General features: G+C 29.1%; 22 protein-coding genes. 6 read left to right on the forward strand and 16 right to left on the reverse strand.

Annotated features, from left to right (window positions below):
• Window positions 1-4: 4 nt before the first annotated feature.
• The gene (locus JK634_RS12865) at window positions 5-598 is read right to left on the reverse strand and encodes a thymidine kinase (RefSeq protein WP_202768037.1); all 594 of its coding nucleotides are present in this window, start codon (window positions 596-598) and stop codon (window positions 5-7) included.
• Between the two features lie 171 nt (window positions 599-769).
• Between JK634_RS12865 and rpmE the strand changes: the two genes are divergently transcribed.
• Entirely contained in the window at window positions 770-976 is a 207-nt protein-coding gene (rpmE, locus tag JK634_RS12870; RefSeq protein WP_202768131.1) for a 50S ribosomal protein L31, read from the forward strand.
• A 292-nt stretch (window positions 977-1,268) separates the two neighbouring features.
• Entirely contained in the window at window positions 1,269-2,420 is a 1,152-nt protein-coding gene (locus JK634_RS12875; protein ID WP_202768038.1) for an MGDG synthase family glycosyltransferase, read from the forward strand.
• Between the two features lie 54 nt (window positions 2,421-2,474).
• Here JK634_RS12875 and rho read toward each other — a convergent pair whose 3' ends face one another.
• The 12 genes from rho to JK634_RS12935 form a co-directional block, all read right to left on the reverse strand.
• Window positions 2,475-3,917: a transcription termination factor Rho gene (rho, locus tag JK634_RS12880; protein ID WP_202768039.1), complete on the reverse strand. Its 1,443-nt coding sequence runs from the start codon at window positions 3,915-3,917 to the stop codon at window positions 2,475-2,477.
• Between the two features lie 368 nt (window positions 3,918-4,285).
• Window positions 4,286-5,884 (reverse strand): CTP synthase, encoded by a 1,599-nt coding sequence (locus JK634_RS12885; protein ID WP_202768040.1) that lies wholly within the window; start codon window positions 5,882-5,884, stop codon window positions 4,286-4,288.
• A gap of 160 nt (window positions 5,885-6,044) precedes the next feature.
• Window positions 6,045-6,332, reverse strand: coding sequence for a hypothetical protein (locus tag JK634_RS12890; protein WP_202768041.1), 288 nt, complete (start codon window positions 6,330-6,332; stop codon window positions 6,045-6,047).
• A 116-nt stretch (window positions 6,333-6,448) separates the two neighbouring features.
• A complete protein-coding gene (locus JK634_RS12895) occupies window positions 6,449-6,865 on the reverse strand; it encodes a YwiB family protein (RefSeq protein ID WP_202768042.1) in 417 nt (138 codons plus the stop codon).
• 74 nt (window positions 6,866-6,939) lie between these two features.
• Entirely contained in the window at window positions 6,940-7,572 is a 633-nt protein-coding gene (gene spoIIR / locus JK634_RS12900; protein ID WP_202768043.1) for a stage II sporulation protein R, read from the reverse strand.
• Window positions 7,573-7,630: 58 nt separating this feature from the next.
• Window positions 7,631-8,473, reverse strand: a complete 843-nt coding sequence (gene ispE / locus JK634_RS12905; RefSeq protein ID WP_202768044.1) for a 4-(cytidine 5'-diphospho)-2-C-methyl-D-erythritol kinase — start codon at window positions 8,471-8,473, stop codon at window positions 7,631-7,633.
• A gap of 158 nt (window positions 8,474-8,631) precedes the next feature.
• Window positions 8,632-11,277 carry a cyanophycin synthetase gene (cphA, locus tag JK634_RS12910; RefSeq protein ID WP_202768045.1) on the reverse strand — a complete coding sequence of 882 codons (2,646 nt, stop codon included), beginning with the start codon at window positions 11,275-11,277 and terminating at the stop codon, window positions 8,632-8,634.
• The gene (locus tag JK634_RS12915) at window positions 11,261-12,091 is read right to left on the reverse strand and encodes a cyanophycinase (protein ID WP_202768046.1); all 831 of its coding nucleotides are present in this window, start codon (window positions 12,089-12,091) and stop codon (window positions 11,261-11,263) included. The genes cphA and JK634_RS12915 overlap by 17 nt, the downstream gene beginning before the upstream one ends.
• A 289-nt stretch (window positions 12,092-12,380) precedes the next feature.
• Window positions 12,381-13,946, reverse strand: a complete 1,566-nt coding sequence (locus JK634_RS12920) for a DUF3794 and LysM peptidoglycan-binding domain-containing protein (RefSeq protein WP_202768047.1) — start codon at window positions 13,944-13,946, stop codon at window positions 12,381-12,383.
• Between the two features lie 332 nt (window positions 13,947-14,278).
• Window positions 14,279-14,515: a Veg family protein gene (locus tag JK634_RS12925; RefSeq protein ID WP_202768048.1), complete on the reverse strand. Its 237-nt coding sequence runs from the start codon at window positions 14,513-14,515 to the stop codon at window positions 14,279-14,281.
• A 214-nt stretch (window positions 14,516-14,729) separates the two neighbouring features.
• On the reverse strand, window positions 14,730-15,593 hold the full coding sequence (gene yabG / locus JK634_RS12930) for a sporulation peptidase YabG (RefSeq protein ID WP_202768049.1): 864 nt from the start codon (window positions 15,591-15,593) through the stop codon (window positions 14,730-14,732).
• A 194-nt stretch (window positions 15,594-15,787) separates the two neighbouring features.
• Window positions 15,788-16,786, reverse strand: a complete 999-nt coding sequence (locus JK634_RS12935; RefSeq protein ID WP_202768050.1) for a CotS family spore coat protein — start codon at window positions 16,784-16,786, stop codon at window positions 15,788-15,790.
• Window positions 16,787-16,892: 106 nt separating this feature from the next.
• On the opposite strand from JK634_RS12935, the gene JK634_RS12940 reads away from it, so the two are divergent.
• The 3 genes from JK634_RS12940 (at window position 16,893) to JK634_RS12950 (ending at window position 20,235) form a co-directional block, all read left to right on the forward strand.
• A complete protein-coding gene (locus JK634_RS12940; protein ID WP_202768051.1) occupies window positions 16,893-18,014 on the forward strand; it encodes a glycosyltransferase family 4 protein in 1,122 nt (373 codons plus the stop codon).
• Window positions 18,015-18,156: 142 nt separating this feature from the next.
• On the forward strand, window positions 18,157-19,467 hold the full coding sequence (locus JK634_RS12945) for a putative DNA modification/repair radical SAM protein (protein WP_202768052.1): 1,311 nt from the start codon (window positions 18,157-18,159) through the stop codon (window positions 19,465-19,467).
• 12 nt (window positions 19,468-19,479) lie between these two features.
• Window positions 19,480-20,235 carry a TIGR03915 family putative DNA repair protein gene (locus JK634_RS12950; protein ID WP_202768053.1) on the forward strand — a complete coding sequence of 252 codons (756 nt, stop codon included), beginning with the start codon at window positions 19,480-19,482 and terminating at the stop codon, window positions 20,233-20,235.
• A 61-nt stretch (window positions 20,236-20,296) separates the two neighbouring features.
• On the opposite strand, the gene JK634_RS12955 is transcribed toward JK634_RS12950, so the two are convergent.
• The 3 genes from JK634_RS12955 to JK634_RS12965 form a co-directional block, all read right to left on the reverse strand.
• On the reverse strand, window positions 20,297-21,334 hold the full coding sequence (locus JK634_RS12955) for a CotS family spore coat protein (protein ID WP_202768054.1): 1,038 nt from the start codon (window positions 21,332-21,334) through the stop codon (window positions 20,297-20,299).
• Between the two features lie 12 nt (window positions 21,335-21,346).
• Window positions 21,347-22,072, reverse strand: coding sequence for a hypothetical protein (locus JK634_RS12960; protein ID WP_202768055.1), 726 nt, complete (start codon window positions 22,070-22,072; stop codon window positions 21,347-21,349).
• Between the two features lie 181 nt (window positions 22,073-22,253).
• Window positions 22,254-23,264 (reverse strand): CotS family spore coat protein, encoded by a 1,011-nt coding sequence (locus JK634_RS12965; protein WP_202768056.1) that lies wholly within the window; start codon window positions 23,262-23,264, stop codon window positions 22,254-22,256.
• A 166-nt stretch (window positions 23,265-23,430) separates the two neighbouring features.
• On the opposite strand from JK634_RS12965, the gene JK634_RS12970 reads away from it, so the two are divergent.
• Window positions 23,431-24,570 carry a glycosyltransferase family 4 protein gene (locus tag JK634_RS12970; protein WP_202768057.1) on the forward strand — a complete coding sequence of 380 codons (1,140 nt, stop codon included), beginning with the start codon at window positions 23,431-23,433 and terminating at the stop codon, window positions 24,568-24,570.
• Window positions 24,571-24,591: the final 21 nt, after the last annotated feature.

Genomic DNA, 24,591 nt, shown 5'->3' on the forward strand with positions numbered 1-24,591 from the left:
TCCTTTAAGTATTATTTTCTTTTTTATATTTAAAATAACATTCCCCGCATAAAGATTGATATTGAACATTATCAACTTCATCTATAGCAATTTGTTCACCTTTAAACACAAATTTACCATTTACTTTTCTTCCATTAAATATAGCTTTTTTCCCACATGTACATATCGTCTTCATCTCTTCAATTGAATGAGCTATAAGTAGAAGTCTCTCACTACCTTCAAAACCATTCATTAAAAAGTCTGTTCTTAATCCATAACATATAACTGGAATATTCATTCCCACTGCTACTTCAAATAGTTCATCAATATGATTTTTATTTAAAAACTGTACTTCATCTACTAATATACAATCTATTTTATTATTGTTCTCTCTAAGTTCTGAGATCAAAGCTAAAATATTATCTTCATCACTAATAAGTAAATCTACTTTTCTTTCTACTCCTAATCGTGAAATCAATTTTTCTCCTGCCTTTTTATCTTTTGAAGGCTTAATTATAAGTACTTCCATTCCTCTTTCCTCATAATTAAACGCAACCTGCATAAGATTTGTTGATTTTCCTGAATTCATTGCACCATATCTAAAATAAAGCTTACTCATTGTTACTCTTCCCCTCATTTCTTCTGTTCAATTCGATTATAACACACCTTATGTCATTATAAAAATATAATTTTATTGACAAAAATACCTCAAAGTGATATATTCTAATAGTTACATTTGGTTACGTGTTACAATTAGTAAAATTGTATATATATGAAAGAGGTGAATTCGATGAGAGAAGGCATACATCCAGAATACAGCCATGAAGCAGTTGTTAAGTGTGCATGTGGAAATACTTTTACAACAGGTTCTGTTAAATCAGAATTAAAAGTAGAAATATGTTCAAAATGCCACCCATTCTTCACTGGAAAACAAAAGATTGTTGACGTTGGTGGAAGAGTTGATAAATTCAATAAGAGATTCAATATTAACAAGTAATTTATATTATGGGAAAGACATTTGTCTTTCCCATTTTTCTTTTAACATACTAGGAAATATAGATTTTAATAAATACTAAATCTCAATATAATGCAAAAATCATATTACATCTTATTATCCAACTCTTAGTTAAAGCGACTAAGCATTGGACTGTGACATGTAATTTCTTTAATGCATTATATCTAGATACTTAATTTTCTATTAATTAATTTAGATATTTATTTACAATATATGAAAAAATGTTAAACTATAATATAGAAATCTTACTAAAAAGGCAAAGCGAGTGAATTAAATGAAAAAGGTTTTAATTTTAACAGCATCCACAGGGCAAGGTCATAACCAAGCAGCTAATTCTCTTAAAACGGTTTTTGAAAAGAAAGGCTGGAAAGTTGATAAATATGACTTTTTGAAGAAAAACTCTAATTTCCTAAACGCAGCAATAGTTGGAGGTTATGAATTTGCAGCTTCTAAAATCCCTTGGATATACGGCTGGTTTTATCACCTGACAGATAAGAAAATAACAAATAAACTTTTAAACATAGTTTTCTTTAATACTCAAAGAAAGTTTTTACGTTATATCGAAAATGAAAATCCTGATATAATAATAGGTACACACCCTATGTCTGTTAACTTGGTGACAACACTTAAAAGCCAAAATAAGATAAACATTCCTTTCATATCAATTGTCACTGATTTCAAGGTTCATTATGCATATATTAATAAATTTACAGATGCATATATTACTGCAAGTGATTATACAAAGGATTACTTAATTACAAGAGGAATTCCTGGAGATATTATTTTTCCATATGGAATACCTATAAACCCTATATTTTTTGAAAATGATAAAGAAGTTAGTGCAACAAAAGATGATGATTATTTCAACATACTTCTTATGGGTGGAAGTATGGGCCTTGAAAATATTTCTCATGTCCTAAAAAAATTAATCACAAATAAACATTTGCTACGCATAACTGTTGTATGTGGAAACAACGATAATTTAAAAATGAGGTTACTTTCTGAATACTCGGCACCAATTCCAAATAAGAAACTTCACATTTTAGGTTTTACTAAAGATATATCTGCAATAATGGATTATTCAGATATAATAATCTCTAAACCAGGTGGGCTAACCGTTAGTGAATCAATAGCTAAAAAACTCCCAATAATAATCCCATTTGCCATTCCTGGTCAAGAATATGAAAATGTAGAATTTCTTACACAGGTAGGTTGTGCTAAGTATGTTGATCATATGGATGATATAAACTATATTGTAGATTCACTAATCTCAAACCCTTCTGAAATTGATACTATGAAGGATAACTTAGATAAACTTAGGAATAATTATTCAATAAATAAAATTTATGATTTATCAGAAAAACTTTCAACTGAAAATGCAATTATATCCAATTTCTCAATGGAGAATAATAATGAACATATATAAAAAAAGGTATACCAGATTCAACTTTCTGGTATACCTTTTTAAATTTTTTCCCGTCTATTTATCGATTTCCGCTTTTGGGAATGCATCAATAAACTCTTTATTATTTTTTGTTTTAGATAGTAAATTTATTAGCTTTTCTGCAATGTTTTCGATATTACCATCTCTATACATTACTCTTCTTATTGAAAAGGCAACTTCTTTTTCTTCACTACTTAAAAGTAAATCTTCTTTTCTAGTTCCTGATTTATATATATCAATTGCAGGGAATATTCTTCTTTCTTGAAGTCTTCTATCTAAATGAACTTCCATATTTCCTGTTCCCTTAAATTCTTCAAATATCATATCATCCATTCTACTTCCGGTTTCTATTAAAGCAGTAGCTAAAATGGTGAGGCTTCCGCCCTCTTCAATCTTTCTTGCAGCTCCAAAAAATTTCTTAGGCATTATTAAAGCACTTGGATCCAAACCACCTGAAAGTGTTCTTCCAGAAGGTGTAACAGTTAAATTGTACGCTCTAGCTAATCTAGTTATACTATCAAGAAGAATAACCACATCTTTTCCTTGCTCAACCATTCTCTTAGCTCTTTCAAGTACCATTTGTGATACTTTAGCATGATTTTGTGGTTCTTCATCAAAGGTAGAATATATAACTTCTCCATTGATACTTCTTTGCATATCTGTAACTTCTTCCGGTCTTTCATCAATTAAAAGTACAATAAGAGTAACTTCAGGATAATTTGCTGATATATTCTGAGCAACCTTCTTTAATAATGTTGTTTTTCCTGCTTTTGGAGGGGCAACAATTATACCTCTTTGTCCTTTTCCAATAGGTGAAATTAAATCCATTAGCCTAGAACTTAAATCTCTAGAATTATTTGTTTCTAGTCTTAATCTTTCTTGTGGATATATAGGAGTAAGTGTTTCAAAGGACTTTCTCCCAACTGCTTTCTCTGGATGATCACCATTAACTTTTTCAACATATATTAATGCTTTAAACTTTTCACCTTCTTTAGCTTCTCTAACTTTCCCCTCAACTTCATCACCAGTTCTCAAATTAAATCTTCTTATTTGTGATGGTGATACATATACATCATCTTCACCAGTAAGATAGTTTTTACATCTCAAAAATCCGAAGTTATTATTCTCTAATATTTCAAGTACTCCTCTTAAAGATGTTGCTTCATTTATATTATCCTTTGTTCTTACAGTTCTTCTTTCTGATAAATTTGATTCTTTATTTAATGATGAATTTTCAGTAGTTTCTCTAGATACAAAGTTACTTTTATCTTGTTCAACTATTTTTTCTGGTACATTCACCTTAGGAGTTATTTTCTCTCTTAAAAAAACTCCATCTTTTTCAATTGAAATTGGGGAACTTGCAATAATTTCTTCAATAATTTCCCCCTTTTTTTTCTTTGATAAGTTCTTTATTCCTAAATCTTTTGCTACTTCTTTCAACTCACTCAAAGTCATTTGTAAATATTTTTCTTTCGACAAAATCGGGCACCTCCGAATATTTTAAACTGCAATATAACTTAGTAACCTTAATTCATTCTATAAATTTAAACTTAATATATAATGGAATACCTTAATTATACGCTTTAATATTTATATAAGTTTTTAATACATTTCAATTTGGGAAGTTTAAAGGTAAGATTAAACGAAATATTATAAAATGAAAACAGGATATGTTATAATTCATTCTCATTCTATTATTATAACACTTTTTTAAAAAAGTAAACAAGATTTTAACTAATTATGGTACTATATCTTATTTAGCCATTACGAAAGTTTCAAGAAATTTCTACGCTGTTATAAATTAAAAAGAACCTAGAATAAAAATGATATTCTAGGTTCCTAGTTTCCTATTTATTAAGTGATGCTTTTATAAAATCTCTAAATAGTGGATGTGGTCTATTTGGTCTTGATTTTAATTCTGGATGGAATTGAACTGCTACAAACCATGGGTGATCTTTAACTTCAACTACTTCTACAAGTCTACCATCTGGGCTTGTGCCTGTTATATTCATTCCCGCATCTATTATTGCTTTTCTATATTCATTATTAAATTCATATCTATGTCTATGTCTTTCATAAATTAATGAAGATTCATAGGCAGCTTTTGTAAATGTACCTTCTTCAACTTTACATGGATACAACCCTAATCTCATTGTTCCACCCATGTCTTCTACATCTTTTTGTTCTGGCATTAAATCAATTACTGGATATTCAGTTTCAGGGTTAATTTCTGATGAATTTGCATCAGTGTATCCTAATACATTTCTTGCAAATTCTATTACTGCGCATTGCATTCCTAAACAAATTCCTAAGAATGGTTTTTTATTTTCTCTAGCCCATCTAATTGCTTCAATTTTTCCTTCGATTCCTCTATCACCAAATCCACCTGGAACTAAAACTCCATCTACACCAGCTAAAGCTTTATCAACATTTTCTTTATTAATATCAACAGCATTTATCCACTCTATTTCAATATTGGCATCATTAAAATATCCGCCATGATTAAGTGCTTCAACAACAGAAATATATGCATCATGTAATTCAACATATTTTCCTACTAATCCGATTTTAACAGTCTTTGATAAATTCTTAATTTTATCAACCATTGAAACCCATTCATTGTTGTTAATTTCTCCAGTTGGTAAGTGTAGTTTCTCACATACTACTGTATCCAAACCTTCTTTATGTAATAAAAGCGGAACTTCATATAAGTTTTCTGCATCTAAATTTTGAATTACGCTTTTTCCCTCAACATTACAGAATAAACCTATTTTATTTTTAATTTCAGTTGAAAGTTCTTTTTCTGATCTACATACTATAACATCAGGTTGAATTCCTATACTTCTTAAATCCTTAACAGAATGTTGAGTAGGTTTTGTTTTAAGTTCTCCAGCTTTTCCCAAGTATGGAACAAGTGTTACATGTATAAAGCATACATTTTCAAATCCTGCTTCATATTTAATTTGTCTAATAGACTCTAAAAATGGAAGAGATTCTATATCACCTATTGTTCCACCAATTTCAGTAATAACTACATCAACTTCTCTTTCCTTAGCAACCCTATAAACTCTATTCTTTATTTCGTTTGTAATATGAGGTATTACTTGTACTGTTCCACCAAGATATTCCCCTTTTCTCTCTTTTGATATAACCGACCAGTATACCTTACCTGTAGTTACATTTGAATTTTTAGTAAGATTCTCATCTATGAATCTTTCATAGTGCCCTAAATCTAAATCTGTTTCTGCTCCATCATCAGTTACAAAAACCTCTCCATGTTGATATGGGCTCATAGTGCCTGGATCTACATTTAAATATGGGTCAAACTTTTGAATTACTACGTTTAATCCTCTATTCTTCAATAATCTACCTAATGAAGCTGCTGTTATTCCTTTTCCTAAAGAAGAAACTACTCCACCGGTTACAAATACATACTTAGTAGCCATAAAAAATCCTCCTAAAAATATTTAAAAAATATATTGACATGTAATTAACTCGATGATAAAATAGAAATTACCCTTCAATATTATGATGGGATAACTATTTAATAACATAGATTATATATTATCATAAACTGAGTTTCTAATCCAGTCTTTTTTATATGTTTTAAATAATTTTTTTTATCTTTTCGTCTATTCTAAAGTACTTTTCCCTAAAACTACTATTTATTAATATCTTTTCTTCAGCTTTTCTCAATGTTGAATTTATATTCTTATTATGCTCCCCTAAGATCTCTTTAACTCTCTTGTCATGTAAAAAATGATAATCTTTCATTATCAATATTAGCATATAAAGGTTTTCTTTCTTTCTTAAAAAATCTACCATATCTTCTAAGCTCATTCCATTAATACCTAAAACAAATTCTAACAAATCATCTAAAGCATCCTGTTTCATTAATCTACTCTCCTCAAAAATTTTCATATTTAAGTATTAACGCTTGAAGTTATTTTTAATCAAAAAAAGGTGAAGTAAATTAATAATAATTTTCTTCACCTTTTAATTATTTATATTTATGCTTTTATTTTTATCTTTAATTGAGTTCCTTGAGGTGGTTGTCCAGCAATGCTTATATTGTAGTCTATCTGAACTTCTCCACCATTCTCATCCATATCAATTCTTAAATCTTTAGTATCAATCTTTAATTCCAACATTCCGTATGGAGTATTGTATAGGGTAACTGAATTACTATCCTTTTTAAAATCCATTTTTGTTGAAGTTGTACCTTCTCTATATAATGTAATTTCATCTTTATATATCTCTAATTTTGTAGTAGTTCCTTCCATACCTGATATTTCAGTTTCTTCATATATAGCTTCATAACTACTTGCATCTTTTATATGAAATTCTCCAGGTGTTACTACTTCAATAACATCATCATCTTCATAATTTTGGTTTGATATAACAGAAATTACAGCCTTTTTCTTCATAACTATTAACCTCTTCATCTTAAAATTTAAATTCACTGTATAGTTTATAGGTTTTAAATAATTTAATCAAGATTTTATTTTTTAATCCACTTTTGAATCAATTCAAATATTTTGAATTTAATTTTCACATCATTATTAACTTCATCATATTCATCATCACTTAGCACTCTCTTCATTTGCTTTTCTGTTTCTTTCTCAGATACTTGTCCCCTTGTTTCATCTACAAAACACAAGGGAGGAAACATTACACACCACCAATTTTTCCCTTCACCTGATCCTATTATAACTCTATATGCCTCATACTCACCCTGAGGCAATGTTATATTACCATAGCTTTTATCCGGGAAATTCTCTTTTCCCATTGTTGACTTAACACTATAATTATAACCATTATTTTTAATGATACTCGATGCAAGTTTTAGTATATCATCATTACAAGATTTAAGTATCTTTCTTGATTCATCAATACTTGGAGAATCCTTAAGCTTTGGGAAAATATAACTTATTATTGCATCCTTCACTTTTATTTTTAATTGCTGATCATTATCAGAATCACTGTTTGCAATAACATGAAATCTAATTAATTTAGTACTTATCTCCTGCACCAGGTTGTCCCTAGATTTGTCAGAAGCACTTTTACTATTAAAATATACAAATGTATTTATGACAAGTAAGATAATTACTAGTAGTGAAATTACTTTTTTCATTTTATCAACCCCCTATAGGAGTATTGTTGACAAAATAAAAAAATCTTATACACATCTTTTAAATTGTTCTTGTAATAAATACATCATTATATTGTTTTTTCATTCTATCATAACAACTTTGTGCTTTAAGCATATCATCAAAGAATCCAAAAACGGTAGGACCACTGCCACTCATCATAGCCCCTAACGCATCCATCTTAACCATTTCCTCTTTAATATCAATAATTTTTCTATGTTTTCTTAATGTCACATTTTCCAAATGATTTTTCATATTTTTTGCTACAAAATCTAAATTATCATTTTCCATAGCATCAATTATTTCATCAATTTTAACTTTTTTATAGATTTTACTTATATCTAAATCGCCATAAACCTCTTTAGTAGAAACACCAAAAGATGGTTTTACTAGAACTAATATTTTGTCTTTAAATTCCTTTAACTGTGTTACTTTCTCACCAATGCCTTCACATAAAGCTGTCTTTCCTTTAATGCAATAAGGTACATCTGCGCCAAGTTTTAATCCCAACTCCATAAGTTCTTCATCCGAAGCCCCTATATTAAATATTGAATTCAATCCCATGAGCACAGCAGCTCCATCAGTGCTTCCTCCAGCTAATCCTGCTGCTACAGGAATATTCTTTCTAATATCTATATGTACTCCTTTATCTATGTTATAAGTATCCAAAAAGAGCCTTGCAGCTTTATAAGCTAAATTTCTTTCATCCCTAGGAACATATGGCTTATTACAAGTAATTTCTATTCCGTTTATTTTTTCCTGTATTTCAATCAAATCATAAAGATCTATTCTCTGCATTATCATTCTTAGCAGATGATATCCATCACTTCTTTTTCCTACTACCTCTAAAGCAATATTAATCTTGCCATAAGCTTTAATCTTCATATAATCTTCCTCTCAAATAAATAATACTATTATATTATCATTTATTTAAAGGTATTTATGCAAGAATTAATTTATGTAAAATTCAAGTCGGGAAAAAATTCATAAGCTTAAAATAACCTTCTTTTTAATTCTTCACCCGACTTATACAATTAATTAAATTAATTTAAATTAATTAATCCTTCCTCTATACTATTTAATTCTTTTTCCACTAATTCTCTTTCTTTAACATTATTTATATAATCCACTAGTGGTTTGAATTTTTCATAAAATACAATTACAATGTCTCCTGAAAGAGCCATATCCAACGCTTCTTTCAAAGCCTCTACTTCATCCAAAACAATTTTACTCTTTTTATTATCTTTTACTTTTTTAATTACACCTTTACTTATTCTATTGCAGATGTCTCCTTTTTCTCTTCCTCTTCTGTCTTTATCTTCTTTTATGAATACATAGTCTAAATTTTCTCCTGCAATCTCGCCTATCCGCTCTGCAACATCATCACTTCTATCACCTGGAATCCCTATAACTCCAATTAGCTTATTATATTCCATCGTTTTTAGAGATTCTAAAACAACTCTATACCCCTCAAGATTATGACCATAATCTAATATAACTTTAACTCCATTAATGTCATATTCGTTAAATCTTCCCTTATTTAGTTTTTCATTATTCTTAAATTCTTTTAACCCCTTAGCTATAATACAATAATCTACACCTTGAGATATTAACGCTGCTGTTGCTGCCATTGCATTAGCAATATTATACTTCAATATACCATTCATAGAAATTCCTATATCACTTACACTACAAATATTGTAATGTCTTCCATTATTAAATGCCATTAATCTATCTTCATCAATATAAACAGCCATATTATCTTTAAGAAAAGCATTTTTAATATATGGATTTTCTTTATCACATGAAAAGAATACAATTTTAGACTTAATTCTTGGTAATACTTTTAAAGACCATGGATCATCAGCATTAATAACTGCATACCCATTCTCTTTTACTTCTTCTGCAACAATAGATTTAACAAATGCCAATTCTTCTAAAGTATTTATTCCATCTAAACCTAAATGATCTTCCGTTATATTGGTAATTACCCCCACATCTGCTAAGTCATAAGCCAATCCTTTTTTTACAATACCACCTCTTGCTGTTTCTAGAACTGCAATATCAACATCCTTATTCATTAGGACTGTTTTCGCACTTTGAACTCCAGTATCATCACCAGAATGTAAACACTTTTCACCTAGAAATATTCCATCAGTTGATGTCATTCCCACTTTATATCCTATTAATGAATATATATAAGAAATCATTCTAGTAGTTGTAGTTTTTCCATTCGTTCCAGTAACTGAGACTAGTGGAATATTTATCGGATTATTATTATATAGCATATTAACTATTTCTTTTCCAACATTCCTTGCATTACCTTCATAAGGATAACAATGCATTCTTATTCCAGGTGCAGTATTAACCTCCATAACAACCCCCTGAGACTCAAGAGGTTCCATAATATCACCTGTACATAAATCAATTCCGCATATATCTAATCCTATGGTTTTAGCTACCCTAACACATAGTTCCTTATTTTCTTGAGATATAGTATCTGTACAATCTATAGCCACTCCACCAGTAGAAATATTGGCATTTTCCCTCAAATATATCTTTCTATCCTTTTCAAGAACTGATTCCAAACTTAAATCTTCCCTTGAAATACATGCCATTACTTCTTCATCAATTTTAACTTTTGTTAAAGGTTTTTCGTGATCATCACCTCTATTATTATCTGCATTAAGCTTCTTAATTAAATTAAGTATTGTATCTTCACCATTTCCTATAATATATGGCGGTATCCTTAGTGCAACCGCAATCACTTTATCCTTAACAACTAAAACTCTATAATCTTTTCCTTTTATAAATTCTTCTAAGATAACATCCTTATAGTTTTTCTTTATTTTGTTAAAAGCTTCTATCAGCTGTTTTTCACTTTTAATATTTAAAATTACACCTTTTCCTTTGTTGCCATATTGAGGCTTTAAAACTAGTGGGTAACCTAATTCCTTACTGTATTTTATAAGCTCAATGATATTATTAACTTTATATCCATCAGCCACAGGAATACACTGATATTTTAGTAGTTTCTTTGTTAATAACTTATCACAGGATATATCTGCTGCTACACAAGATGTATTATTCCCTATGGTAGCTTCAATAACTCTTGCAGCCTTTCCATATCCAATCTGATAAATACCACTGTTACTATATTTAATTACAGGTAACCCCATTTCTTTTGCAGCATCAATAATGGCTCTAGTACTAGGACCATCAATTTCATATTTCAACATATCTTTAATTATTAGAATCCTCTCATCAAAGTTTATACTCTTTTGACTTATCAATGAATTTATTAAATCTACCACTAAATCAACTATTCTTAATGCTGTTTGTTCATACTCATATTGAACTATTATATAATAGTGGTCACCTTTAACTTCCCTAGCCTTGCCATATGCAACTTCAATATCTAACATATTTTGAATCGCAATTATACAATGCTCACATATATGCGCCAGATATGTCCCTTCATTTAAGCGCTTTACAAATCCATGTTCTTCATCAATTCCACATCTATGTTTATATAGTTCTGGTAATATCCTAGTTAAATTAAAATTAAAGTTAGGTATATCTTTACTTGGAGTCTCACAATATCCTTCTAAATCCAAATCTACCCTTAAGCATTTTTTATGGGAATAGATATTTTTACCTTCAAAGACTCGTTTACTTATTATTTTCATTTTTGGTATTTTCCTCCTCAAAAGGTGTTCTCTTTTGCAAATGAAATAAGTTACCATTTGTTAATACATGCATTTTAACATTGTACATACTCAATATTTCATCTTGATGTTTTTCTGATACATTCGAAAAAGTTATTTGTTCTCCATCTAAAAAATATACCGCACCATTTCCAATTACTCTTATTACATTGTTCTCCACTACTATTGCTGTATCTTCATCAATTCCTACCCCTAACATCTCTGGATTTTGTGCAATTCCAGCTAAAAGTCTTCCAATTCTACCTCGCTGTGCAAAATGCTGATCAATGATTACATTTTTAATAAATCCAAATCCAGGAGCCATCTTCAAAGTACATTTTCTTGGAGATTCTTCATCATCTCCCTTTACTATCATTGTACTACTCATTACAGATGCTCCAGCAGATGTCCCTACTAATATGCATCCATTCATAAATACATTTCTTAGTTCTTGAAAAATAGGGGTACCTCCTACTAAACTAGTAATACGAAGTTGATCTCCTCCTGTAAAAAAAATTACTGATGACTTTTTAATAGTCTCTATACTTACAGGATTAAATGAATCTTTTCTTTCGCTTACGTCTAAAACATTCATTTTTTTAATACCTAGCCCTGAAAACACCTTCTTATACTTATCCCAAGCTGAACTAGGATATTCAGTTGCAATTGTTGCAATTGTTAATTCTCCATTATTTTTCAAAGATTCTTCTGCAACATATTTAAGTATTTCTTTTTCTCCTTCTTTATCTTCAGCTCCTCCAATAATAATAAGTTTCCCTTTGCAACAGTTCTCCAAAATATCACCTCAAATCATGCATTTTTATTGTAACCATGATTTTACATAATTATTCATAAATTCGTCACAATTGATACTGAATAAATGCTAGTAAATACATATACTGCCAATGAATATATATGATTTTTCTCTCTTTAAATAGCTTAAAGTATTCTATAAAATGCAAAAGCTGTCTCATTATATTGTGAGACAGCTTTTAAAAAAATATTCTTACTAACTTTATTAACTTTTTGTAATACTTGGCATTTGTTATTATTACATGATTCTTTTAAATTCAAATGACGAAAATTTATATAACCGCTCTTCCTGGAATCAATAATTTTGTTCCAGCCTTCAAATTTTCATCTGCTTCAAGATTGTTTAACTTCACAAGTGCATCCATTGTTGTTGCATATTTTTTTGCTAAAGACCATATTGTATCACCTAATTGAACAACGTATATTATAATACTAGCTTTTTTGCCTTTTGCTTCACCTTCTTTTGTCTCTAAAGATGATACCCATTTCTTTAATGCATTTGATACTGATTTAACCTCAACTGAAACTATAGCTTTTATAGCTATTGTTGATCCTTCAATCACACCTTGAATACTTTCTATAACACTCTTCGCAATGCATTTCGCATCTTCCTCTGAATTAGGTAAATCAACTGTTACATTAAATGGAATTTCAGAATTCATTTTACCTACTTCTTTCTCTCCACCTTCAGCCATATAGATTACTTCAACATTTAACACTCCATCAATCAAAGCTTTGCCATACATTATTTTTTTCTCTATTATTGTTGCGTTACCTGTAGTCGATAGTATTTTACTTGGCATTGCTGAAGAATCAGTAACTTGTAAATTTTCTTTAATAACTGCTTCTGCATTGCCTTTATCATTAACAATTCCAACATTTGTATCTTGTTGTTTAACATCAATATTCATAGATGGTGAATATACATCATCTATGAAATCCATATGACTTTTATCCATAATCTTAAAATCTGATCTAGCTTGAACATCTATTTCTATCTTTCTAGCTTCTCCCAAGTCATCTTCTCTAACTTTCAAGTCATAATTTGTTAGGCTAAAGTTTCCTAGTGAAGTCATATTCGATGATACTCCTATAACTTCCTCATCCTTACTAATAAATATGTCCTCTTCAGCAAGTATAACCTCCCTAGTTTCTGAAGCTCTATATAATAATTCTACCTTGCAGAAACACGAAACTGTAACTCTGTCCTCATTTAACTTAATATCCTCTTTATGAATATTCAATGATGTCTTTATTATCTTACCAACTTGAGGCTTATCCATACCAATAATAATTGTGCCAGTTCCACTGAAATCAATTTCCTTTTTAGCTACTAACTTGTCTATCATTTCAGGCTTTCTTAATACTTGAATGTCTTTTACTCCAACTATATCTTTCAAAAAATCAATTTGAGAATTTTTATAGCATTCAGCGCTTATATTTAATACCCCTTCAATTGATATCTTTCTTTCATTTATTATTTTTCCTTCAATATGTTCAATTTTTGCTAAAGCCTCACATGAGATCCTATGTTCTGCTTCTAACCCCTCAATATAGTTTGAGAACTTATCATTATAAGAAACACTATTAAGTACAAGACCTTCTTCTTCTCTTGCTAGATATAAAACAACGTATTCTATGTTTCCTTCAAGCAGTATTCTGTCGCCAAGACTTTCTTTTCTGGTAAGGTTGGTTCTACCACTAACCGAAATAATCTCCTGTACATCTGGATGAGTATCAGGTATCAAAAATTCACCTTTAAGCATTTGATCTATAGAATCTTCTCTCACAAGTTGTTGGTAATCTACAGACTCTTTTATAGTATCTATTTCTGGCATTATATCCCTCCTACAAAATTCTTATTACTATTTATACTCAATTTTTTATGGAATATGAACTAAAATCTAAGTTTTGTAGGAGTAAATTAACGCATTTTTCTACATCGTTACGATTTTTTTGTCGAAAAAGATAATTTTTTTTGATTTTATTGTTGACATTGTTTCTGAAATATCGTATTATGATATTGGTTATTGACCATATAACCTCTCATAAATTCTCAATACCCTTTTATACCATAGTTGAAAGATGGATACCCACCATCTTTCTTTTTTGTCGTCTAAGTAAACGTTTTTTTGAAGATTAAAAAAAACTTCGATGCATAATCGAAGTTTTATCCAGCAAAATGTAATTGTACTGTCTTTGTCAAAACATCTGAATAACTATATGTCACTGTCCTTTGGGTGTCACTCTCTAATCTAATAACAAATATACTTGGATATAAACTTTCAAGTATTCCATTATTAACGAGAATTTTCTTCCTGCCTCCGTTGGCCTTTAATGTTACTTTTTCACCAACATGGCCTTCAAGGTCTCTTTTTATGGAAGCTAATGTTCTATTTTTTTCCATATTAAACACCCTCTTTCCATTATATATTTTACCCTAAATACTTACATATGTCAAATTAAAAATTTAATTTTATCACTATTTGTTTTAACTTGTCAATGTAAATTTTTAATAACATAACTTTCATATACTTATTTTCCTTAAAAATAACTTTTTTATTCCTATTTTCTGAGGTTTTGTTTAATTTTTCTCAAATATTAAGAAAATACTTCTTTTTCTAAAGATATACTGACTTTGGATATCCCTCTCTATACTTTCCTCTTGTTTGCAATCCCCCAATTCCTTTTATTCCAGTTATTGTATTTTCTATTACATCTGTAATAGAAACAACTGTGTCTATTCTTGTATAGGCTATTTTCTCACATACAAATACTGGATCTAAGCAATGAATTAGTACCCTATTGGGAGATGATGCAAAGTTAGCTCCTGCATCTAAAATCCCTTCATAGCATGACTGACAAGCTCCCGCAAAAATAACTAGTTCATCATAACTTGAATTGTAATCTCTTAATGCCTTTACTGCCTCAATATAGTATCTAGAATTCCTATAGCTATCTAAATTCAAAAAATCCTTGGCATTTTTATGAACGCCATCATGACCTGTCAAAACGACGATATCCGGCTTTATTTCCTTAACCATATCTACAACCTTAAGAGGCTGCTCTCTTTCAATTACAGACCGTCCTACGGCCTCTATATTTAATTGTTTATATACCTTTAAGCAATTTTCCATATATACTTCATCACCATCAATATGAAGAACCTTCCCTGGCCTTCCAAACATAAGCTCTTTTTCAGGAATTATTTTAGGCGATTTTGTAATTCTAGTATAGGTTCCCCCTCTAGAACTTATTGCATTTTTTATAGCTTGACTAACCCGTGCATTTAAAATCTTATCTTTTTCTGCTATAAACTCTTTGTTTACAAGTTCTAAATCATCTCTGCTCGAATCAGCAATTATACGGATACTTATTCCTTTTAAAATATATATTACCTCGCCATTGTCCTCTTTAACATCAATAATCTTGAAAGTAATGTCTTTCCCATATGATTTTCTTACAACCACGTCACCTATTCCCATACTTTTTCTCCTAAAAAATTATCTATTTCATGATATGCAATTTACAAGAACAATGTGCAAATCTTTTTTTGCAAATAATAATTATCACCACTAAATAAAAAGTGAGTTATACAAAATAAAATGCACATTTTACTTTGTAATAACTCACTATGGATACAAAATAGTTAATCAATTTTAAACCTGATGATATTACTCTAAACTCCATATTCTTTTCTAAATTCTTCGATAAATTTCAAGAATGCTTCTTGTTCTTGAACTAATCCATCCAATTTATTTGCAAAAGTCCCCTGTCCCCAATTAACTTCGTTGTAGTAATATCTGTTAGCCAGCCTCCAGTATCTTTGTGGAAATAATAAATATGCAAAAATCACATTATATTCTCCTTTTTGTAATGGAGATACTGAATTATATGCATCTAGTATATCAACTGCAGAGCTTATATCCCAATCTACTCTTTTTAATACTTTAGTCATAAAGTTTGCTATATCATAAGCTCTTACTTCTCTCTTACAATAGTCAAAATCTATAATATTAACGTTATTATTTTCATCTAAAATAATATTATGATAAGTATAATCATGATGACAAAAACTCTTCTCTACTTCGGTACGTTCACATAGCTCATAATAACTTGAGTTCTTAAGAATATCTAATGCACGTCTTCCAAGATCCTTATAAAATTCTACTGTCTTAATATAGTTTAAATCAAATGTTCCTTTATTTGACTTCTTTCTTGACATATCTCTCATTTTGTCTAGAGACTTTATTCTTTTATCCATCAAGCTTGGCCATCTTCCTAAATCGCTTTTAAGCTTACTATTTTCTGGTGGATCATATCCTTTACTCATTTCATGAAGTACCGCTAATTCTTTGGCTGCTATTCTAACCTCTTCAGTTTTATGGAAGTCACACTCTCTACCTGGTATCCATTCTGAAAGTGTATATATATCTTCATTAACTAATGCATAAGGTTCTCCTTCAATATTTAATGAATACTTGTCAACTCTTGAATATCCTTTTTCAATTAAGAATTCTTTTGCACCATATACAAATAATAGTTTTTGAATTCCATAACTTATCTTCTTCAAGCATTTTTCTCCCTTGTTTGTTTTAAGATGATATACACCTTTATTTGGCTTTATGTTTTCAATAATAATATCAAATTGTCTTTCAATCTCTGATTCCCTCATCATCGTTATGCACCCCCTAAATATTTATATGTTGTTCGAGTAACAATTATTAACAAATCACAAAATAACTTAATATAATAAACTATAACTATATTTGAAAGGATTTATCATGCGTATAGGAATTGACGGCAGAGCATCAAAATGGTACAGAGGTACTGGTATTGGAACCTATACCTATGAACTTATATACAACCTTAACTTGATTGATACAATAAATGACTATCTTTTATTTCTACCCGAGAATTCAAGTTTTACATCATTAAGCAGAAATTTTACCAATAAAAAAGTCGACGAGAATCCTAATGAAAATTTTTGGGAAAATGTTTCTTTGCCTAATATAATTAAGAATAATGATTTAGACTTATATCACATACCACAAAACGGAGTCGGATTACCTACTGAGCTATCTTGTAAGTCAGTTATAACTCTTCATGATATAATCCCTCTCAGAATGCCTGAAACAGTAAGTGAACGATATAAATACATTTTTCATAACAATATTCCAAAAATCATAGATAAAGTTAGTGGAATTATAACTGTATCTGAATTTTCAAAGGAAGATATATCTAAAGAATTTAATTATCCAAAAAGTAGAATATATGTCACTCCCTTAGCTGCAGAAAATATATATAAGCCTTTAGATAGAAGCATATGTAAGAGCCTCTTAAATAAATATTATTCTTTAGATAAAAATTTTATTCTTTATGTGGGTGGATTTAGTCCTAGAAAAAATATTATTGGACTACTAGAGGCTTTTTCTAAATTAAAAGAAAAATATAAGCTTCCCCTAAGTCTTGTGATAACAGGCAAGCATGGAATCTCCTATGAAATATATAAAAATAAAGCCATATCTTTAAATATTGATAAAGATGTATTATTCCCAGGATTTATTCCAATGGAACATATGCCAATATTTTATAATTCTGCTGAGATGTTAGTGTATCCGTCTTTCTATGAAGGATTTGGATTACCTCCATTAGAATCTATGGCATGTGGAACACCAGTTATAGCTTCTAATAGCACCTCTATACCTGAAATACTACAAGACTCTGCTATACTAATTAATCCCCAAAATATAAATGAAATCATTGATTCAATGTATAATTTTTTAATAAACAAAGATCTTAAAAATCAGTATATAGTTAAAGGGTTATCTAAAAGTAGAGAATATAACTGGAAAAATACCGCCCTCAAAACTCTAAAAGCATATACCGAAATATATAATTCATAATTAATAATTAAAGAACAGGTATTCCTGTTCTTTAATTATATACTACCAACCATATTTTTCCAATAAATTCTTTTATGTCAATTTGCACAAGAACATTTGTTCGTGTATAATTTAAATATAATGAATGGATGGTGAGTTTATTATGGATTTAAGTGAAAAATTAAAAATACTTTCTGATGCTGCTAAATATGATGTTTCTTGTTCCTCTTCAGGATCTAATAGAAAAGGAAAAAAAGGTTTTCTTGGTAATGCTATTGAAAGCGGTATATGTCATAGCTTTACTCCTGATGGAAGATGTATTTCTCTACTCAAGATACTTTTAACTAATTACTGCGTTTATGATTGTGCTTATTGTATTAATAGACGTTCTAACGATTCATTAAGGGCAGCATTTACTCCTGAAGAAGTTTGCGAAATTACAATAAACTTTTATAGAAGAAACTATATTGAAGGACTTTTTTTAAGTTCAGCAGTTTTTAGAAATCCAAATTACACAATGGAACTACTATTAAAAACGTTAAAATTGTTACGTGAAGTGCATAAGTTTAATGGATATATTCATGTAAAGGCTATTCCTGGTGCCGATAAAGCGCTTATTGAAAAACTTGGTCTATATGCTGATAGAATGAGTGTAAATATAGAATTGCCTTCAGCAAATTCATTAAAACTCTTAGCACCTGAAAAATCAAAAGATAATATTTTAGAACCAATGAAAGTAATAAAAGCAGGAATCCAAAGTTATTCTGAAAATAAAAAAGTAATTAGAAGTACTCCTATTTTTGTTCCAGGAGGTCAAAGTACTCAACTTATTGTAGGAGCAACTGGTGAAACAGACTTACAGATTTTAAATTTAAGTGAAGGGCTATATAATAAGTATGATTTGAAAAGAGTTTATTACTCAGCATATGTCCCTATAACTTCTAGTAACAAGTATCTTTCAAGTATAATAACTCCTCCTTTAACCCGAGAACATAGATTATATCAAGCAGATTGGCTCCTACGTTATTATGGATTTAAAGCAAAGGAGCTCTTAGATACCTCTAAGCCAAACTTTAATTTAAAACTAGATCCTAAAACCTGTTGGGCAGTAAACAATATGCACCTTTTCCCAATTGAAATAAATAGAGCTCCATATGAAATGTTATTGCGAATTCCTGGCGTTGGAGTTAAATCAGCTCAGAAAATTATAAGAACTCGTAAAGTTCATATCTTAAGCTATAATGATTTGAAAACCTTAGGAATAGTTTTAAAGAGAGCTCAATATTTTATATTATGTAACGGAAAATATTTTGGAGATATTCCATTTGCTTCTTCTCTTATAGAGGATAGACTATCTGATAATAATATTGTTAATAAAGGTCTTAATCCCAATATTCATCAAATTAGTTTCTTTGATAAGTTAGCTCTCCCTTCTATGGAAGATAGAATCACATCCTTAACTGGAGAACTTTAGGAGGTGTTAATGATGGATGTATTGATATTTGATGGTACTTTTACTGGATTATTAACTTCTATTTATGAAGCTTATTACTCATTTCCTAATACCATGCTTATTTTATCTGAGACTAATTACTGCGATAATTTTGTCTATTCGAAGAATCTAGTAATAACAGATCTAGAAAAAGCTGAAAAGGTGCAAACTGCAATAGTAAAAAAAACTGGAATTTCAACACTCGAAAATATTTATCTAGCATATTTGTCTGATAACCCTGATGTATATACTAAGATATTAATATATATAAAGTTTGCCTTTTCAATTGGCTTCAAAGTAAATGAACATTTATACGATAAAAGAGTCAAAAATATTGTTGATATGAAAAATAAAATTACAAGAGAAGCTCATAGCTTCATAGGTTTTATTCGATTCACGTTAATAGACAATAAGTTTTTATATTCTCCTATTGAGCCAGATAACAATATATTAGAGCTTTTGTCATCGCATTTTAAAGATAGATTTCCTACTGAAAATTTTATTATTCATGATATTAAAAGAGGTATTGCATTAAGATATACTTCTGATAAAAATGAGATTGACTTCATTGAGATGAATCCAGATGAGTACAAATTTTTAAAGAATTATAAAGACGAGTTTGAGGATTTATGGAAAACATATTTTAAATATACAACTATACTAGAAAGACAAAACACTTCTATTCAAAAGTCCAAAATGCCTAAGAGGTATTGGAAGTATATTACCGAAGTAAAAAATAACACAAATTAAATTCCTATGTAAGGTGTAGATAATTTTTATCTACACTTATTACTATCTATACAATATTAATTTATAAATATTTGCTTTTAAATAAATCTAAGAACTCTTTTTTATCCGCTTCTTCAGCTGCTTTTCCTTTAAATTTTGATAGAAAAGCTTCATAGCTCCATTTCTTTTTTTTGTAATAATAATTTGAAACTAAATTATAATAATCATTTGGAAATACCATCATTGAATAAAGCACATTAAGCTCTTCCTTATCTAACTTATTAATAGATTCATAACTATTAATTATCTCATTACATTTATCTAAATCATATCCAAAATTTTTAATAGATTTAATTATAAAATTGCATAAATCATGGACTCTTATATCAATAAGTGAATATTCAAAATCAATAAAATATGCTTTTTCTTTAGCTAAGATTATATTATGATACGCCAAATCATTATGACATAAGACTATCTTACTCTCATCATTACATGATTTTAAATATTCAGGGCCATTAATTCCCAATATTGCTTTATCAATATTAGCTATTTGCTCATTAATTGTGGATAGAAATAATTCATCAAAAGAATTCTTGTTTTTAAAAGTACTAACCATATCTTCAATATCTTTTAGTTCTTCTCTTGCTTTCCTAAAATAATCAGGCATCTTGAATAAATTATTTTTTACGTCTAAAGTCTCTATATTCCTTAAATGATTTAACAATCCCAAGGATGCATTATGATATTTAGCTAAAGCTGTTGCCGCCATATTTACATCTAGTGGATTAGCACAACAACATTCCCTACCTTCTATTAATTCCATAACACAGTATATACCATCATTCCACTTCACATAGTAATTTCCGTCCCCAGCTTTTACGAAGTTAAGTATATCTGAAAACCCTTCTCTAATATAATCTAGTGATGTTGTAATAAATTTTATATCATCTGTATTTTCTATTTTCTTTAATATTCTTTTTCCTTTATCTGTAATTAGTAAATATACACTTCTTAAAGGTACTAAATCTTCAACTCTTAAGTCAAATTTTTTAAACAGTTCCACATCTAAGTCATATTCACAGAGATATTTCTCATCAGCATATCTAAGTTTGTTCATATAATCACCCTTCTATATCGTAATACTATTATCAAATTCACACGCCTTCATAAATTTATAATAGAAGGTCTCCTCATTCCACTGTTTCTTTCCTTCCTTATATTTTTGAAGTAATTTCATACTTTCTTGAGGGTATAAAATGTATCCCATTAGAAAAACCTTGGAGTTATCTTGGAGCTTTTCATTTTTAACTATATAGTCTATAAAACCTCCATAAGAAGTCACAACACTATACTTTCTAAGCTTCATAAGAAATTTTCCATAGTCACTTTCAATAATGTTATAGCATACTCCTTTCACAGAATTTATGATAATTTTTTCATTATACTTTAAATGTCTAAAATCACAATTTCCTAAAATTATCTCGCCATTATCCATTGCCCTTCTAAGAATTGATAAATAATTTGAATTATCAATATATCCTATAGCTTTTTCAGCATTTAATAATACCTTATAAACTTTATCTTTTATATGTTCTGGATAGTAATCTTTTAATGCTGCCCTGCTTACTTTTCTATATAATACTTTAAATTCTTCAAAATCTTCACCAATTCTACTAGGAACTGTCGGAATAATATCATAAGGATACTCACTCAAGATTTTATGAATTTCATTTATAATATCTAGCTGGCTATATATATCTTCTATTTTTAGTTTGGCGCCAGTACTATCAAATTCCTCTTTATTAATCAATACATCTCTATTATTTAAATATTGTTCTAATGTAAGGAATCTCATTGCTACCCCCTCTTATAAATGTTAAGACAAATCCAGTAGGAAATAGACTATAGATCTTTGATACCTTGTACATATAGGTTTTTTTATAGAAAACTTAACTTATACTTACATAAATAAGTTAATAGTTGAACTTAAAACCCTATGATTTCAAAACTCTACCCTATTCCCTAACTTTTACACCCTAAAGTCTAATTCTTGAATTTGTAAACTCTTTAATAAACTCCTGTTTTTCCTCTCTATCTTCAATATACTTTTTTAATTTATCAACAAAAAATTCTTCTCCCCAAGGTTGCTGTTCCCAATAATACTGTATTCCTAATTGCCAGAATTGTTGCGGAAATTTAATAAATGTCCCTATTATTTTATTATCATCCTTAAATAATCTATTTACAGAAGTATAGTTCTCTAATATTTCTATTGCTTTCTTCTTATCCCATTTTCCATTTTTCATAGATCTAATAATAAGGGATGATAAATCATGTAATGAACTATCAAGAATGCAATAATCAAAGTCTATTACATACATTTCTCTATTACCTGTTACTAGTACGTTATGATGAGCATAGTCATGATGACAGAATCCTCTCTTAAATACTTCTTTATTCATTCTGTCAAAATAATTATATTTCTTTAAATCTGTAATTGTTTCTTCTATTTGCTTTAATTCATCTTCCATTACACTTAGATAAAGCTTATCAAATTCACTCTTATACATTTTTTGATTTATTCTCTTTTTGAAATCAAGTATTTCACTTTCTCTAGTTTGAAAATTATCTATCCATCTGAACCAAAATATCCTTGGTCTCATTTTTCTGTTTAAGCTAAACCCTTGACTTGATAAGTGAAGTTCAGCTAACTTCTTAGTTACTTCCATCAATTCAATCACATTGTCATAATTACTTTCCCTTGAGGTTATCCAAGGAGAAAGATAACAAAACTTATTATCGAAGGCTATATATTTTTTGCCTTTACGTGTCTCTATAATATCTGGTATATTTTCAAATCCTCTATTTTTCAGATGGAGAATTGCTGATAGAATAAAATAAAAATGAGGATAATCATATTTTATGGTTTTTAAACTATACTCCTTATCCCCAGATTTAATTAAATAAATATTTTTTTTATTTTCAATTTCATCTATATCTATTCCATAACTCTCCATCAATAAATCTTGTAAAGTCTCTAACCTCAATCGTCTTTCCTCCCATAGTAATTCTAAGTTATTATATGTATCAAAATAGATATTGGTGAATTTAATCACCTTTAAGACCATCAGTCATATTTATATATTATATATAACAGACATTTATATTTTTGGATGTCTCGCTTGTATTTAGTAATGTTCTAGGGAGTATTTTATGGATGTATGTATAGATGCTAGGGGATTAAATTGGTATAGAGGTACTGGAATTGGAACTTATACCTACAATTTACTGAAGAATATCCTTGGAATAAAATCAGATAACAAATATCATTTAATTTGGTCTGGAGATGGATATGAATCATTTATTAATGAAAAAATCAGTGTACTAATGGCTTCTAAAAAGCACCAAAGATTCTTTGAGAATTACTACATCCCATCATATATAGAAAAGAAGCATTTAGACATTTATCATGTTCCTCAAAATGGTATGGGCTTAGCTCAAGATATTTCTTGTAATAAAATAGTTACAATACATGATTTAATTCCATATACTCTACCCGAAACAGTCGGGGCAGGCTATTTAAAAAGATTTCTAATGGAAATGCCAAAAATAATTGAGAACTCTCAAGGAATAATAACTGTTTCTGAGTATTCTAAAAAAGATATTTTAAGGTTTTTTCCACACTTTTCTGATGATGATATTTTCGTAACCCCATTAGCTGCCAACGAAGAATTTAGACCTCTTGACAAGGATAAATGTAAAAACTATTTAAGTGAAACCTATAATATTTCAACCCCATATTTCTTATATCTAGGTGGTTTTAGTTCTAGAAAAAATGTAAAAGGCTTAATACTTGCCTATGAAAAAGCTTTACTTAGCTTTAATAAACCAATATCTCTAGTTATAGTTGGTTCCTTAAGAGAAGAAGGTGAAGCATTAAAAAACTTAGTAGAAAGTAAACACTTAAATCATTATATAAAATTTATTGGTTTTTGCCCTGATGAAGTTCTACCTATACTCTACAATGCATGTGAAGCCTTTGTATATCCTTCAACCTATGAAGGCTTTGGTTTACCACCCCTTGAGGCTATGTGTTGCAAAACTCCAGTTATAGCGTCAAATATAACTTCAATCCCTGAAGTTGTTCAAGATGCAGGAATATTAATAAATCCATATGATATATTGGATATTTCAAATTCTCTTGTTAATTTATCTCAAAATGATGCCTTAAGAATTGAACTAAGTGAAAAAGCTTATGAAAGAAGCAAGGATTTTTCTTGGGAAAAAACTGCTGATATTACATTAAAAGCTTATAGCAAAATAAATGAAAAATACCTTTTATATAACACATAAATTAATTCGTGAAAAAACCTC

Source organism: Clostridium paridis (genome assembly GCF_016765615.1).
GTDB lineage: Bacteria > Bacillota > Clostridia > Clostridiales > Clostridiaceae > Clostridium_T > Clostridium_T paridis.